Source organism: Pseudoalteromonas sp. S408 (assembly GCF_005886645.1).
In the GTDB taxonomy this organism is placed as follows: Bacteria; Pseudomonadota; Gammaproteobacteria; order Enterobacterales; family Alteromonadaceae; genus Pseudoalteromonas.
In genome coordinates this window covers 47,389-61,408 of the sequence record NZ_PNDY01000017.1, presented here as the reverse complement: position 1 = coordinate 61,408, position 14,020 = coordinate 47,389, and the positions used below count along the sequence as shown (strand labels likewise).

Sequence of the window (14,020 nt, the reverse complement as noted above, 5' to 3'; positions counted from 1 at the left end):
AGCCATTTTGTAGGCAATAAAAAACCACCTGCGATTACTCTTAGGTGGTTTTTAGTGCTCAAAGCAAAGCTTGTAATTATCTTACAATGCCGCGCTCAGAGCCTTTAACAAAATCTATCATGGTTTGCACTGCAGGGTACTTTGCAGCGTCTTCACTTAGTGATGCAATTGCTTCGTCAACACCTAAACTCTTTCGATAAAACGCTTTATAAGCACGGCGTACTGCCATTATTTCATCGCTTTCAAAGCCACGGCGTTTCATACCTTCTTTATTGATTGCAGCAGGACCTGCTGGCATACCAATCGTGGTCACGAATGGCGGTACATCTTTATTTACGCCAGAGTACATGCCAATAAACGCATGCGCGCCAATTTTACAAAATTGATGAACACCTGAATTACCACCTAATATAACCCAATCAGCAACATGAACGTGGCCTGCAACGCTGGCATTATTAGCAAAGATCACGTTATCGCCGATCACTGCGTCATGTGCTACGTGTGTGTAAGCCATAAACAAATTGTTGCTACCAATTTTTGTTACACCTTGGTCCTGGATGGTACCACGGTGAATAGTCGCACATTCACGAATAACATTATTGTCGCCAATGATTAATGTCGTTGGTTCGTTGTTGTATTTTTTGTCTTGGCAAGCTTCGCCTACAGACGCAAATTGAAAAATATGATTTCCAGAACCAATGGTCGAAGGTCCTTTGACAACAACGTGAGACTCAATAATACAGTTATCACCGATAACAACATCATTGCCTATATAACTATACGGACCAACTGAGACATTGTTGCCTAGTTTAGCGCCAGGTTCGATTATTGCTGTAGAATGGATCACTATTAAAACTCTCTTCTCGCACACATAATTTCGGCACTACATACTACTTTGCCGTCAACTTTAGCTTCAGCAGCAAACTTCCATATATTGCGGCGCTCTTTTAAAAACTCTACATGCAAATGCAATGTATCACCAGGAACAACCGGTTGTTTAAAACGTGCGTTGTCTACTGCAGCAAATAAGTAAAGCTCATCTTCACTGCGATTTTCAACTGTTTTAAAACCAAGAAGACCAGTGGCTTGTGCCATAGCTTCTAATATTAGCACACCTGGAAAAATAGGCTGGTTTGGAAAATGCCCAGTAAAAATAGGCTCGTTTATAGATACATTTTTAATAGCATGCAATGACTTACCCGGGGTAAAGTCAATAACACGATCAATTAAAAGCATCGGGTAACGGTGCGGTAATAAAGCTAAGATTTCTTGAATATCAAGGCTATTTAATTCGTTTGCCAAAATAGCATCCTTTTATGTGTTCAACGTTTATGACTTAGCCAGTGCTTCAAGCGCTTTCAAACGAGACTTCATGTCTGACAGATTGCGCAAGTGAGCAATTGATTTACGCCATTCTTTGTTAGTTGTATGGGGCATACCTGATGAATAAATACCGGGTTCGGTGATTGATTTTGTCACCATGCTCATACCGGTAATTATAACACCATCACATACTGACATGTGACCATTAATTGCAGTCATACCACCAATTTGGCAGTTTTTACCTATGGTAACACTACCTGCAAGGACAGAGCAGCCAGCAATTGCTGTGCCTGAGTTAACTTCAACGTTGTGTGCTATTTGACACTGGTTATCAATAATCACATTGCTATGGATAATTGTGTCATCGAGTGCACCACGGTCAATAGTGGTACTTGCGCCCACTTCAACTTTGTCACCAATAATCACAGAGCCTAGCTGAGGAATTTTAACCCACTGCCCACGCTCATTTGCATAACCAAATCCGTCACTGCCAATAACACTATTTGCCTGGAACAAACAATCTGCACCAATTTCAACATCGTGATAAATAGTCACACTCGGCCAAAGCTTTGTACCGGCACCTATTTTAACACGTTCTCCGATAAAACTGTTCGGACCAATTTGCGCCTTGTCACCAATGACTGCATCAGCTTCTATAACAGCATTTGCGCCTATAGCCGCACTTTTACTTATATTTGCACTTGGATGAATCGTTGCGCTTGGGTGAATGCCCGTAGAGGCTGAACGCGGTGTTGTATCCATAAATTGCGCAAGCTTTGCGTAACTGACATACGGATTTGAAACAATCACTTTATTACCATCAAAGTGCGCTGCATCGGCTTGGTTAACAATGACAGCACTGGCTTGAGTCGTTTCAAGTTGAACACGATATTTTGAGTTCGCTAAAAATGCAATATGCCCAGTACGGGCATTTGCAAGTGTCGCTATTTTTGTTATCTCTAAAGCGCCATCACCCTGAAGTTCGGCGCCTAGAAGTTCCGCAATTTGCGAAAGCGTATAATTTTGCATAGAGTGATTATTTCTTGCTAACAGCGGTTACTACTTTAGATGAAAGATCTGTTACTTCTTTAGGGTTAAAGTAAATTGTTGTGTCTTTTACTTTAACTTCATCAAAGTCACCGTCTTTAGCAATCTCTTCAATTGTTTTAATAATTAAGCCCTGAACTTTTGCAAGCTCTTGGTTTTGACGTGCTTTGATTTCTTGCTCTAAAGGACGACCTACTTCAGCAAGGTTTTTTTGCATACCTTGAATTTTATCACGTAGTGCATCTTTTTGAGCTTGGCTCATCGTTGTGCTCTCACGCTTAAATTTTTCTGCTTCAAAGCGAATATCACCTTGTAACTTTTCAAGCTCTTGACGACGCTCAGCAAACTCACTTTGTAGTGACTGCTCAATTTTAGCCATTTGAGGAATTTGCTTGTAGATTTCTTGCATATCTACTACACCTACTTTATGTGCAAGTGCACTAGCAGAAGTACCCATCATTAACGTTGCTAAAACAGCTACTGCCGTTGATTTAAATAATTTAGTCATAAAAAACTCCTTTAGAAAGTGTTACTAATATTAAAACTGATGGTCTTCGTATCGTCATCTTCTTCTTTTTGCAATGGATACGCAAAACTAATCAGCATAGGACCCATTGGAGAGATCCACTGTAATGATAAACCGGTCGATACTCTAAAGCGCATAGGATCTGAATAATCATCCAGCTTATTGCGTTGGTCTACGAGTAAGTTTTGATAGCGGTCTACGCTAAACTCTGTGTCCCATACGTTTGCAGCATCAACAAAGAAGCTGGTACGCACTGAGCTTGTATTTTCTTCATCTAAAAACGGTGTAGGAACAATTAGCTCCATGCCTGCCACCGCTTTGGCGTTACCACCAATTCGACCTTGTGGTATTAACTGATCAAACTCCGACGCACTATTGATAGGACCTGAAGTAGAACCATCAGGATTTAGTGTCCCAGGAATAGTTGTTGCAATACGTGATACTGCTTGTGGCAATATCGTATTACGGTCAAAACCACGTAGTTCCATTTCAGTTATACGGAAGAACTCTTGGAACGGAAGCGTTTGATCGTATCCATTCGTTGACCCATAGCCGTTACCGTAACCGAGCGCCGCACGTGCCGAGAACACCCAGCGATGGTCGTTAGATATTGGCCAGTAAAAACGTGAGTCGTAATTAAGCTTGAAATAGGTCAAATCTGAGTTTGGTGTCGTCCCCGTTAAGTTTAACGTTTGGCGCGAACCTGCTGTTGGGAATAAACCCCGGTTAACCGTAATACGTGACCAACCAACACTTAACTCATATTTAGTAAAATCGAAGCCTGCATCTGGGTTTTCAGGGTCAAAAAACGTTTCACGTAGTACGCGCGTTTGCTCGTACTCAGCAATATCTGACAGCTCTTCTTTTATCCAGCGCACACCAAAATTAACTCGGTTTATTGCATCAATCGGAAAACCAATATTTGTACCTAAACCATAACTTTTTGATTTGTAATCTACAAGACTAAACTTACTTGCGTCGTAGTTTCGGTAAAAAATACTGCTGCCTTGCGATACGCCATCGGGCGTAAAGTAGGGGTCTGTGTACGATAAACTGATACTTTCAGAGCCAGTAGACGTATTTAAATTTAAGCCAATTTGGTTACCTGTACCTAAAAAGTTAGATTCGGTTACACCAATATTAAATTGCAGACCTAGGTATGAACCATAAGCAAGGCCAGCATTAAAACTACCGGCTGACTGTTCTTTTACAGTGAAATCTACGTCAACTTGGTCGTCTACACCTGGCACGGGTACTACATTAAAATCAACAGTTTCCATGTACGGTAAACGTTGAATTTGTAGCTTTGAACGCTCAAGGTTTTGGTTTGATAACCATGCACCTTCTAGTTGCGTCATTTCACGGCGCAATACTTCGTCAGCGGTGTTTTGGTTACCACCAACAATTATACGACGAACATAAACACGCTTACCAGGGTTAACAGATAAAGTTAACTGAACTTCTTGCTTTTCGTCATCAATTTCAGGAATTGTGCGCACTTCAGCATTTGCATAACCAAAACGTGCTAAATAACTTTTTATGAACTCTTCTGACGATGTAACAACAGAACCATTGTAAAGCTCACCAGCTCTCAGTGGGATAACGCTTTTGATTAAATCTTCTCGACCGAGTAAGTCACCAATAAAATCAAAGCCTTTAACCTTATACTTCACGCCTTCGGTAAGGTTAGCCGTTACATATACAGACTCACGCTCTGGACTTACCGATACCTGCGTCGAATCGATATTAAAACGTAAATAACCACGGTCTAAATAAAAGCTGCGGATTTTTTCTAAATCGCCTTCAATAGTTTGTTTTTGGTAGCGATCGCTGCCCATAAACTGCCACCAAGGTAAATCTTGCTGAGACTCGGCAAGTTTTAGTAATTCTTCATTAGAAAAAAGCTCATTACCCACTAAGTTAATTTGACGGATAGACGCAGCATCACCTTCGTCAAACTCCAATTTAAGTTTAACGCGGTTACGTGGCAATTTAGTAACACTAATATCAACCGTTGCATTGTATTTACCAATACTATGAAAAAACTCTACTAAGCCTTTTTCAATGTTGTCTATTACGGTTTTATCAAGTGGTTCACCTTGGCGGATATCTTGCTGATCAAGCGACTCATTAAGTTGCTCATCTTTAATATCTTTATTACCTTCAAACTCAATAAAACTGATGGTTGGACGCTCTGTTACTTTAAAAATAACGTTGTTTCCATCACGCAATGCTTTGATGTTGTCGAAGTGGCCAGAACGATAAAGTGACTTTATTGTTTTTGAAATTGTGTAGTCATCTACATTATCGCCTACGTTAATAGGAATATGAGTTAATGCAGCACCCAGTGCTACGCGTTGTAAGCCTTCAACTTTCAAGTCTTCAACAATAAAGGAAGTTTGGCCTAGGGCGGCAAAGCTTGCACCCAATAAACTTGAAACTGCCAAATGTTTTTTTATAGCCATTTTATTATCTTTATCCTTTACAACTGTATTACCGCTCAACACCTAAATTACTAGTGCTTTACAATCGTGTTCTAATTAATAAATGTTACGCGTTAACTACAAACGCGATACATCATTGAACAAAGCGAAACATGTTAGAAAAATGAGTAGTAACGCCCCCACTTTAAAACCAAATTCTTGTGTCTTTTCAGAGACCGGCTTTTTACGAAAAAGTTCAATTATGTAATACATTAAGTGTCCACCATCAAGCACTGGCAGGGGTAATAAATTAAATACACCCAAGTTAACGCTTATCAGGGCTAAAAAGCTTAAAAAGGCAACTAAACCATAGCTTACGCTAGTCCCTGCTCCCACTGCAATACCAACAGGACCACTTAAATTTTTAACCGAAACCTGACCCGTAATTAAATTACCAATCATGTCAAAGCTCAGCGTAATTAATCGCCACGTTTCTTTTGTACCGCGAACAATACTATCAAGCGGTCCAAAACTTCGGGATTGTACATACCCCTCAGGCCATTGCTGCACAACAGGCGCTACACCTAAAAAGCCTTGTTCAATACCATTGTTGCCAACACGCCCTTGAGGCGTCACTGTTATGGTTTTTATACTATCTTGTCTTTTTACACTAAATTGTAAAGATTTGTTAGCCGATTGCGTAATTACATTAACTAATTGCGGCCAATTGCTTATAGTTTCACCGTTTACAGCCAAAATAGTATCGTTAACTTGCAAATTGGCTTGTTCCGCTGCCGAATTTTTAGTCACTGCGGCAACCGTTAATGTGGCTTGCGGGCGAAATGGTACAATGCCCAAAGAGGTTAGTGGAGGAACATCTTGTTGATCGAGCTTCCAACCATCAATGTTGAGTGTTTTAACGCGTGTTTGTAAGTTTTCATCGCGGACTGTAACCTCTACGCGTTGTTCACCTAATCGCGACATAAAAGCGAACGTCGCATCTTGCCAAGTGGTTATATTGTCATCACCAATTTTAATAATGTGTTGGCTTGGCATAAGGCCGGCTTGCTCTGCCCGGCTTCCCTCAGTAATGCTGCCAACTACCGGTTTAACCGATTGCACCCCCACCATGTACATCACCGCTAACGCAAAAATAGCAAACAAAAAATTTGCCATAGGCCCAGCTGCAACAATAGCAATTCGTGCTTGTACCGACTTTGAGTTAAAAGATAGATGCCGCTGATTTGGTGGAACATCGTCCACACGCTCATCAAGCATTTTTACATAACCACCAAGTGGAATAGCAGCTATGACATATTCAGTGTTGTATTTGTCGTGCCATTTGATTAAGGGCTTACCAAAACCAATAGAAAAGCGAAGTACTTTAACCCCCGCTTTTCGAGCTACCCAAAAATGACCATACTCATGAACAGTAACTAAAATACCCAAAGCTAAAATAAATGATCCAAGATTCCAAATAAAATCAAACATATTAATGAGCCACTTTATTTATAAACTGAGCGGCGCTAGCACGCGCAAGCTTATCGCATTGTAATATTTCATCTAAACTCTGCACGTTAATGCATTGAGCCGATTCTAGAGTTTGTGCATTTATTTTGTAGATATCTGTAAAACCAATTTCACCTTTTAAAAATGCAGCGACTGCCATTTCATTTGCGGCATTAACGGTCGTCGTAGCGCCCTGCCCCGCCGAGCAAGCATCAATAGCAAGCTGCAAGTTAGGGTAACGGGTAAAGTCCGGTTTGGTGAACGAAAAATCACAAATATCTGAAAAGTTAAGCGGTTTAACACCTGCGTCAATTCGTTTTGGGAACGCCAATGCATGGGCAATAGGCGTGCGCATGTCGGGATTACCCATTTGCGCTAAAATTGAGCCATCATGGTACTGAACCATTGAGTGAATAATGCTTTGAGGATGAATAACAACGTCAATGTCATCGCTGTTACAGTTAAATAGCCACTTGGCTTCAATAAACTCCAACCCTTTATTCATCATAGTTGCAGAATCTACTGAGATTTTTTGCCCCATAGACCAATTAGGGTGCGCGACGGCTTCGCTAACGGTTACCTCTTTTAAGGTATTGATATCACGCGTTAAAAATGGCCCACCTGAACCGGTAAGTAAAATTTTACTGACACCATTATCTTGCAGGTTTTTATCGCTTTGCGCATTCTGTATTGAGTGAGGCAAACATTGAAAAATAGCGTTATGTTCGCTATCAATTGGCAGTAAAGTGGCTTTGTGCTTTTTAACTTTATCAATGAACAATTGGCCCGACATAACCAGCGACTCTTTGTTCGCAAGCAGAACTTTCTTGCCGGCTTCTACTGCACTAAGCGTGGGTAACAATCCTGCGGCTCCAACAATGGCAGACATAACAATGTCTACTTCAGGATGCGCACATAAATCACTCATTGCCTGTTGTGAGTGCATAATCAGCGTTTGACACGCTGTACCCTTTAAATGCAGTGATAACTCTTCTGCGGCGGTTTGCGTTGCCATAACTGCATAAAGGGGCGAATGCGTTATGCAAAGCTCAGCCATTTTTTTTGCATTTTGTCCCGCTGTTAAAGCAAATACACCAAATAAATCACTGTTTTTTGCTACAACATCAAGTGTACTTAAACCAATTGACCCCGTAGCACCTAAAATAACTAGCTGCTGCTTACGACTCATAAACTTAAGGTCCATGCATAACACATTACAAACATTGGCGCTGCCGCTGTTAAGCTATCAATACGGTCTAAAATACCGCCATGTCCAGGTAAACATTTACCACTGTCTTTAAGGCCAGCTTCACGTTTAAACATACTTTCTAATAAATCGCCAACTGCCGAAAATAACGCTATAAATGCAGTCATAATGGCATAAATTGGCCACACAGCTAAATCAACATCGGTAAAATGGCAAAACGCCATAACAAATAAAATTGACGCAACGATGCCACCAGCAAGGCCTTCAATCGTTTTATTTGGGCTTACTTTTGGCATTAACTTGTGTTTGCCAAAGCTTTTACCAGTGAAATAGGCACCAATATCTGCGCTCCACACAATACCAAGTACCACAAGTATCAGCATAGAACCAAAATGTGTAGACTCAGCATATTGAGCACTTCGAAGCGTATTGAGCGCAAGCCACAGTGGCACTAAAGTTAGTAGCCCGGCAATACCACGCATTACCAGCCCTTCATTCCACGCTTTGGCCATAGCCGGATAACGCCAAATTAAATAACTAGCAACAATCCACCATGCAAACGCTAGGGTGAATAAATAATTAGCGTCACCCACTAACTGGCCGTTTTGCCAAAGCGATTCTATCGGCCAATGTAAATTAAGCACCGCCAGTAATGCAGCAATTAGCGCAACAAAGGCGCCTCTTTTGATTTTGTCGCAAAGCCCCATAAAAGCAGACCATTCCCAAGCGCCCATTAAAACAATGGCGCCTGCAAAGTAACTAAATAACGTCAGTGGTGTATAAAAAACCAAGGCTAGCGCTGCAGGTGCTAACACTAGCGAGGTTAAAATGCGTTGTTTTAACAAAATTGTGACCCTTAATCTATTTAGGTTTGAGCGAGTAATTGTTTTATTTGTTCGCCCGTACAACCAAATCGTCGCTCTCTGGCAACGTAACACGCAATGGCCTCAGCAAATGCTGCTTCATTAAAATCAGGCCAAAGTGTTTCGGTAAAATAAAGTTCTGCGTAAGCTGCCTGCCATAGTAAAAAGTTACTAATGCGAACATCACCCCCCGTTCGAATAAGTAAATCGGGTTCAGGTTGATCGGCCATGCTCATATGCTGCGCAATACGCTCTTCAGTAATATCTTGTGCGTCAATGTCACCACTTGCAACTTGCACTGCAAGTTGTTTAGCTGCGTTTGCCATATCCCAACGGCCGCCATAATTGGCTGCCACATTTAAACACAACCCTGTGTTATTTTCTGTCAGTTGCTGTGCACTATGTACTTTGTTTTGCAACCCTTCAGAAAATCGAGATAAGTCTCCAATGATGGTTAGTTTTACATTGTTTTTATGAAGCTTTTTAACCTCTTTTGTTAATACAAACAAAAATAGCTCCATTAACGTGTTTACTTCGTCTTCAGGACGGCGCCAGTTTTCACTACTAAATGCAAATAAGGTTAACGACTGAACGCCTAACTTAGTACAAAACTGAACAGATTGACGAACTGCGTCCACGCCTTTTTTATGCCCGTACACACGAGGCCTATTTCTAGCTTGCGCCCAACGTCCGTTCCCGTCCATGATGATAGCAACATGCTTAGGTAAACATTGTTGTGAAATTGTATCAGCGTTTAAAGCCATAAATATCGAGTATTCCATAAAAAAACGCCGCCTAGTATAACCCAGACGGCGTTTCAAAACTAATAAAATTAGCTGTTTAGATTTCCATCAATTCAGCTTCTTTCGCTGTTAATTGCGTATCCATTTCTTTGATAAATTTATCTGTTAACTTTTGAATTGCATCTTCACCTTGGCGCGCTTCGTCTTCAGAAATATCTTTATCTTTTAATAGTGTTTTAATGTCACCATTAGCATCACGACGAATATTACGAACGGCAACACGGCCGCCTTCTACTTCGCCACGTACAATTTTAATTAAATCTTTACGACGCTCTTCTGTAAGAGGAGGAAGTGGCACACGGATAACTGTACCCGCTGACATAGGGTTTAAACCTAAGTCAGAAGCCATAATCGCTTTTTCCACGGCTTGTGCTAATGACTTATCAAAAACACCAATAGCAAGCGTACGTGAATCTTCAATTGTTACATTTGCAACTTGATTTAACGGTGTAGGAGCACCGTAGTAAGACACCATAATACCATCTAAAATTGCAGGGTGAGCACGGCCAGTACGAATTTTAGAAAGTTGGCTACCTAGTGCTGCTACACTCTTTTGCATGCGCGCTTGCGCATCTTTTTGAATATCGTTAATCACGGTTCAATCCTAATTATTTGATTACTTCATCTGAGGCTTGTGAAGAGATAAGTGTTCCTTCTTCTTCACCCATAATTACGCGTTTTAACGCGCCTGATTTATTCATGTTAAATACGCTCAATGGCATATTATGATCGCGGGCTAAAGTAAAGGCCGCTAAATCCATAACTTTTAATTCTTTATCAATAATTTCATTGTAGCTTAAATGACGGTAAAGCGTCGCCTCTGGGTTTTTCACAGGATCGTCACTAAATACACCATCAACCTTCGTTGCTTTAATTACTGTATCAGCTTCAATTTCAATACCACGTAAACACGCAGCAGAATCTGTAGTGAAAAACGGGTTACCCGTACCCGCTGCAAAAATAACAACGCGGCCAGTTTTTAATAAGCTTATTGCTTCAGCCCAGTTGTACGCATCACATACACCATTAAGTGGAATAGCTGACATTAATCGGCAATTTACAAATGCACGATGCAGCGCATCACGCATTGCAAGGCCATTCATTACCGTTGCCAGCATACCCATGTGGTCACCAACAACTCGGTTCATACCAGCCTCAGCTAATGACCCGCCGCGTAAAAAATTACCGCCGCCAATAACTAAACCCACTTCTACGTCGAGCTCTACTAACTCTTTAATTTCTTGTGCCATACGGTCTAAAACTTTAGGGTCGATGCCGAAGCCTTCGTCTCCCATTAAAGCTTCACCACTTAATTTGAGAAGAACACGTCTAAAAATAGGTTTGCGATTGATAGTCATAGTTTTGGGGCCAACTTTTATTGAATTATGGATAAAAAATAACCGCGCTTATGTTAAACATAAAAGCGCGGTTATTTTAAAGAATTTCTAAGCGTGAAGCAAAAGCAAATAGTACTTTAATTGCATCTAATTTCCTTATCCTTCACGTTAGTCAATCTTACTCACCTTTAGCAGCAGCAATTTGAGCAGCAACTTCAGCAGCAAAATCTTCTTCTTTCTTCTCGATACCTTCACCAACTTCTACACGTACAAAGCCAGTAACTGTTGCGTTTTTCTCTTTAAGAACATCGCCAACAGATTTTTTAGGTTCCATGATGAAAGCTTGACCAGTAAGAGAAACCTCACCAGTAAACTTCTTCATGCGACCAACAACCATTTTTTCAGCGATTTCAGCAGGCTTGCCTTCGTTCATCGCGATATCGATTTGAACTTGCTTCTCTTTCTCTACAACATCTGCAGGAACATCAGCAGGTGTTAAGTACTCAGGGCTTGAAGCAGCAACGTGCATTGCAACGTGCTTAAGTGTTTCTTCATCAGCAACACCCGCAACAACAACACCAATACGCTCACCGTGACGGTACTCAACTAGGTTTTCACCAGCGATGTACTGTAGGCGACGTACGTTGATGTTTTCGCCAATTTTCGTTACTAGCTCAACACGGTCTTCTTCAAACTTAGCTTGTAAGTCTTCGATAGAGATTGTTTCAGCAATTGCAGCGTCAGCAACTTTGTTAGCAAATGCTAAGAAGCTTACGTCTTTTGCAACGAAGTCTGTTTGACAGTTAACTTCAACAAGTACAGCAACACCCGCATTTTGCTTGATGATGATAGTACCTTCAGCAGCAATGTTACCTGCTTTTTTAGCAGCCTTTGCAGCACCGCTCTTACGCATGTTTTCAATCGCTAACTCGATGTCACCATCAGTCTCAGTTAACGCTTTTTTACAATCCATCATGCCAGCGCCTGTACGCTCGCGTAATTCTTTAACTAGGGCAGTAGTTACAGCCATTAGTAAATCCTCAAATCTGAAATCTGGTTTAGATAAGCGGGTTACCCGCTCTACAAGAATAGCAAGTCTTCATCCTAATAAGATGAAGACTTGATGACAGCTAATTACTCAGCTTCAACGAAATCGTCATTCTCAGCTTGAGCAACGATGTTATTCTCGCGACCTTCAGTGATAGCCGCTGCAACAGCGCTAGTGTAAAGGGTTACAGCACGGATAGCATCATCGTTACCAGGAACGATGAAATCAACGCCGTCTGGATTAGAGTTAGTATCTACGATTGCAACAACAGGAATACCTAGGTTGTTAGCTTCACGGATAGCAATGTGCTCGTGGTCAGCATCGATAACAAAGATCGCGTCTGGAAGACCGCCCATGTTTTTGATACCACCAAGGCTCTTTTCAAGCTTTTCCATTTCGCGGTTAAGCATTAACGTTTCTTTCTTAGTTAATTTCTCGAAAGTACCGTCTTGGCTTTGGATTTCAAGGTCTTTAAGACGCTTGATTGATTGACGTACTGTTTTCCAGTTAGTCAACATGCCACCTAACCAGCGGTGGTTAACGTAAAACTGATCGCTCGCGATAGCAGCTTCTTTTACTGCGTCGCTTGCTGCGCGCTTAGTACCAACGAAAAGAACTTTACCTTTGTTTGCAGCAGCGCCAGTTAAAAACTTAAGTGCGTTGTTGAACATTGGTACAGTTTGCTCAAGGTTGATGATATGTACACGGTTACGAGTGCCGAAGATGAAAGGCTTCATCTTAGGGTTCCAGTAACGTGCTTGGTGACCAAAGTGAACACCAGCTTGAAGCATGTCGCGCATTGAAACGTTTGCCATTTTATAGATCCTCTATAGTTGTTTAGGGTTAGGCCTCCACATATCCCATAGCACCAACACCGAAGTATTTAAACTTCTAATGCACCCAAGTGTATGTGACGATACGTGTGTGTGTTAAAATCAAATTGTGTTTGCCTTAAATACAAAAAATCATTTAAGAATTTATTTGTAAAAAGACGGCGCGCTTTATACCATATTAAAATTAAATACTCAACATCGCGTGCAAAAATTATGCAGCGATAAAATGTTAAAAACGCAACTTTGGAGCCTCAATGAGCGCTATTATCAAGACCCCTGAAGAAATAGAGAAAATGCGCGTAGCTGGTCGCTTAGCAGCAGAAGTACTTGAAATGATCGGCCCACATGTCGTGCCGGGGATCACCACTGATGAGCTAAATACACTTTGTCATGATTATATTGTTAACGAGCAAAAAGCAGTTCCTGCCCCGTTAAATTATCACGGTTTTCCAAAATCAATTTGCACCTCTGTTAACCATGTAATTTGTCATGGTATTCCTAACGACAAACCGTTAAAAGAAGGTGACAGCGTAAATATAGACATCACCGTTATTAAAGATGGCTATCACGGTGATACATCTAAAATGTTTCACGTAGGTAAACCTAATATCCAAGGTAAACGTCTCGCAGAAGTTACCCAAGAGAGCTTATACCTTGCCATTAAAATGGTAAAACCGGGTGTACGTTTAGGTGACATTGGCGAAGCAATTCAAAAGTACGCAGAGAGCTTTAACTACTCAATCGTACGTGAATACTGTGGCCACGGTATTGGTAGCGAATTTCACGAAGAACCACAAGTAATGCATTACGGTAAAGCCGGTACAGGTGAAACATTAAAAGCCGGTATGTGTTTGACCATTGAGCCAATGGTTAATGCGGGTAAACGTCAATGTAAACTACTTAAAGACGATTGGACTGTTGTTACACGTGACCGCAGCTTGTCTGCACAGTGGGAACACACGTTATTAGTGACTGAAAATGGTGTTGAAATTTTAACGCTACGATCAGATGATACTATCGACAGGATTATCGAACACTAATAAACCGACGCAGTTGATAGTACGTTTATCAATGTGGAAGGTTCAATGAGGAGCCAGCCCA

At 41.2% G+C, this 14,020-nt stretch carries 14 protein-coding genes; 1 reads left to right on the top strand and 13 read right to left on the bottom strand.

Translation table 11 applies throughout. The features are described 5' to 3' along the window. Positions 1-76: 76 nt before the first annotated feature. The 13 genes from lpxA to rpsB all read right to left on the bottom strand — a co-directional run bounded on the left by lpxA (position 77) and on the right by rpsB (position 12,901). Positions 77-847, bottom strand: coding sequence for an acyl-ACP--UDP-N-acetylglucosamine O-acyltransferase (lpxA, locus tag CWB62_RS13755; RefSeq protein ID WP_138527961.1), 771 nt, complete (start codon positions 845-847; stop codon positions 77-79). A 2-nt stretch (positions 848-849) separates the two neighbouring features. Then, positions 850-1,302 (bottom strand): 3-hydroxyacyl-ACP dehydratase FabZ, encoded by a 453-nt coding sequence (gene fabZ / locus CWB62_RS13750; protein WP_058405706.1) that lies wholly within the window; start codon positions 1,300-1,302, stop codon positions 850-852. 27 nt (positions 1,303-1,329) lie between these two features. Then, positions 1,330-2,352, bottom strand: a complete 1,023-nt coding sequence (gene lpxD / locus CWB62_RS13745) for a UDP-3-O-(3-hydroxymyristoyl)glucosamine N-acyltransferase (protein WP_138527959.1) — start codon at positions 2,350-2,352, stop codon at positions 1,330-1,332. 7 nt (positions 2,353-2,359) lie between these two features. Beyond that, positions 2,360-2,878 (bottom strand): OmpH/Skp family outer membrane protein, encoded by a 519-nt coding sequence (locus CWB62_RS13740; protein WP_006793627.1) that lies wholly within the window; start codon positions 2,876-2,878, stop codon positions 2,360-2,362. An 11-nt stretch (positions 2,879-2,889) separates the two neighbouring features. Then, on the bottom strand, positions 2,890-5,361 hold the full coding sequence (gene bamA, locus CWB62_RS13735; RefSeq protein ID WP_058405750.1) for an outer membrane protein assembly factor BamA: 2,472 nt from the start codon (positions 5,359-5,361) through the stop codon (positions 2,890-2,892). A 96-nt stretch (positions 5,362-5,457) separates the two neighbouring features. After that, a complete protein-coding gene (gene rseP / locus CWB62_RS13730; RefSeq protein ID WP_058552874.1) occupies positions 5,458-6,810 on the bottom strand; it encodes a sigma E protease regulator RseP in 1,353 nt (450 codons plus the stop codon). A gap of 1 nt (position 6,811) precedes the next feature. Next, positions 6,812-8,017: a 1-deoxy-D-xylulose-5-phosphate reductoisomerase gene (ispC, locus tag CWB62_RS13725; RefSeq protein ID WP_138528059.1), complete on the bottom strand. Its 1,206-nt coding sequence runs from the start codon at positions 8,015-8,017 to the stop codon at positions 6,812-6,814. After that, a complete protein-coding gene (locus CWB62_RS13720; protein WP_138527957.1) occupies positions 8,014-8,880 on the bottom strand; it encodes a phosphatidate cytidylyltransferase in 867 nt (288 codons plus the stop codon). The genes ispC and CWB62_RS13720 overlap by 4 nt, the downstream gene beginning before the upstream one ends. A 20-nt stretch (positions 8,881-8,900) precedes the next feature. Beyond that, the gene (gene uppS / locus CWB62_RS13715) at positions 8,901-9,680 is read right to left on the bottom strand and encodes an undecaprenyl pyrophosphate synthase (RefSeq protein WP_058405710.1); all 780 of its coding nucleotides are present in this window, start codon (positions 9,678-9,680) and stop codon (positions 8,901-8,903) included. A 58-nt stretch (positions 9,681-9,738) separates the two neighbouring features. After that, positions 9,739-10,260 (bottom strand): ribosome recycling factor, encoded by a 522-nt coding sequence (frr, locus tag CWB62_RS13710; RefSeq protein WP_257903597.1) that lies wholly within the window; start codon positions 10,258-10,260, stop codon positions 9,739-9,741. Between the two features lie 49 nt (positions 10,261-10,309). Then, entirely contained in the window at positions 10,310-11,059 is a 750-nt protein-coding gene (gene pyrH / locus CWB62_RS13705; RefSeq protein WP_006793634.1) for a UMP kinase, read from the bottom strand. 157 nt (positions 11,060-11,216) lie between these two features. Then, positions 11,217-12,068: a translation elongation factor Ts gene (gene tsf / locus CWB62_RS13700; RefSeq protein WP_006793635.1), complete on the bottom strand. Its 852-nt coding sequence runs from the start codon at positions 12,066-12,068 to the stop codon at positions 11,217-11,219. A 104-nt stretch (positions 12,069-12,172) separates the two neighbouring features. Next, positions 12,173-12,901, bottom strand: coding sequence for a 30S ribosomal protein S2 (rpsB, locus tag CWB62_RS13695; protein WP_058405712.1), 729 nt, complete (start codon positions 12,899-12,901; stop codon positions 12,173-12,175). Positions 12,902-13,173: 272 nt separating this feature from the next. Between rpsB and map the strand changes: the two genes are divergently transcribed. Continuing rightward, on the top strand, positions 13,174-13,959 hold the full coding sequence (gene map, locus CWB62_RS13690) for a type I methionyl aminopeptidase (protein ID WP_058405713.1): 786 nt from the start codon (positions 13,174-13,176) through the stop codon (positions 13,957-13,959). The last annotated feature ends 61 nt before the right edge of the window (positions 13,960-14,020 follow it).

Coding starts and splice junctions, on each gene's coding strand:
- lpxD (WP_138527959.1), bottom strand. CDS start 2,352: ATGCAAAATTATACGCTTTCGCAAATTGCGGAACTTCTAGGCGCCGAA.
- CWB62_RS13740 (WP_006793627.1), bottom strand. CDS start 2,878: ATGACTAAATTATTTAAATCAACGGCAGTAGCTGTTTTAGCAACGTTA.
- bamA (WP_058405750.1), bottom strand. CDS start 5,361: ATGGCTATAAAAAAACATTTGGCAGTTTCAAGTTTATTGGGTGCAAGC.
- rseP (WP_058552874.1), bottom strand. CDS start 6,810: ATGTTTGATTTTATTTGGAATCTTGGATCATTTATTTTAGCTTTGGGT.
- ispC (WP_138528059.1), bottom strand. CDS start 8,017: ATGAGTCGTAAGCAGCAGCTAGTTATTTTAGGTGCTACGGGGTCAATT.
- uppS (WP_058405710.1), bottom strand. CDS start 9,680: ATGGAATACTCGATATTTATGGCTTTAAACGCTGATACAATTTCACAA.
- frr (WP_257903597.1), bottom strand. CDS start 10,260: ATGCAAAAGAGTGTAGCAGCACTAGGTAGCCAACTTTCTAAAATTCGT.
- pyrH (WP_006793634.1), bottom strand. CDS start 11,059: ATGACTATCAATCGCAAACCTATTTTTAGACGTGTTCTTCTCAAATTA.
- tsf (WP_006793635.1), bottom strand. CDS start 12,068: ATGGCTGTAACTACTGCCCTAGTTAAAGAATTACGCGAGCGTACAGGC.
- rpsB (WP_058405712.1), bottom strand. CDS start 12,901: ATGGCAAACGTTTCAATGCGCGACATGCTTCAAGCTGGTGTTCACTTT.
- map (WP_058405713.1), top strand. CDS start 13,174: ATGAGCGCTATTATCAAGACCCCTGAAGAAATAGAGAAAATGCGCGTA.